This window comes from Vibrio sp. 1401 (genome assembly GCF_033340295.1).
This window is the reverse complement of the sequence record NZ_JAWOWF010000274.1, coordinates 1-782: the sequence shown is the minus strand read 5'-3', so window position 1 is coordinate 782 and position 782 is coordinate 1. Positions and strand designations below refer to the sequence as shown.

Below are 782 nucleotides of genomic sequence, written 5' to 3'. Positions count from 1 at the left end.
CCTGTTCGAAGAATCAGAAACCGAAGCAGGTAAAGCAGCAGGTGCAATGGGTCTGGTTGGTATCTCTGAGGGTGCTATTCCATTCGCGGCGCAAGATCCAATGTCAGTGATTCCTGCAAACGTACTTGGCTCAATGGTGGCGGCAGTAATGGCGTTCTCATTCGGCATCACCAACAGCGTTGCTCCCGGCGGTCCCGTGGTCGCTCTACTTGGCGCGATGAACCACCCAGTCCTTGCTCTGATTTGTATGGCAGCTGGCGCAACGGTTACCGCAGTAACGTGTGTAACGTTGAAGAAAGTACGTAAAGCAAAAATGATGCAAGCAGCTGCTTAATCCCCCCTCCCCCAAATGGCTCCTATGGCTTGGGCAATGTCGCCCAAGCCATGATTTTCTCTCATGGTGACACTCTATGTCTGATTTAACGATGTCCGATACACAAACGATTCAAACTCAAGCTGCGCATCCGACGTTTTTCCTGATGAACAACGTGATTCAAAACTACGCTTGGGGCAGTACTACTTCTGTTAACCAACTGTTTGGCATTGAAAACCCAACGGGCGAACCACAAGCAGAAGTATGGATGGGCGCGCATCCCAACGGTTGCTCATTGGTGATGGTAAACGGTGAGGAGACCAAACTGTCTTCACTGATTGCTCAAGACATGAATGCCTTTCTGAGTGAAGAAGTCGCAAACCGTTTTGGTGAACTTCCATACCTGTTTAAAGTGCTTGCCGCTGAGAAAGCGCTGTCGATTCAAGTTCACCCAAACAAACAACAAGCA

1 protein-coding gene and 1 pseudogene are annotated in these 782 nt (G+C 49.5%); both read left to right on the top strand.

The genetic code is table 11. The annotated features are described in order from the left end of the window. A pseudogene (locus R7Z77_RS25070) lies at positions 1–334 on the top strand (PTS fructose transporter subunit IIC); the annotation flags it as partial. A gap of 91 nt (positions 335–425) precedes the next feature. After that, on the top strand, positions 426–782 hold a 357-nt coding region (locus R7Z77_RS25065), incomplete at its 3' end, for a type I phosphomannose isomerase catalytic subunit (protein WP_411913209.1).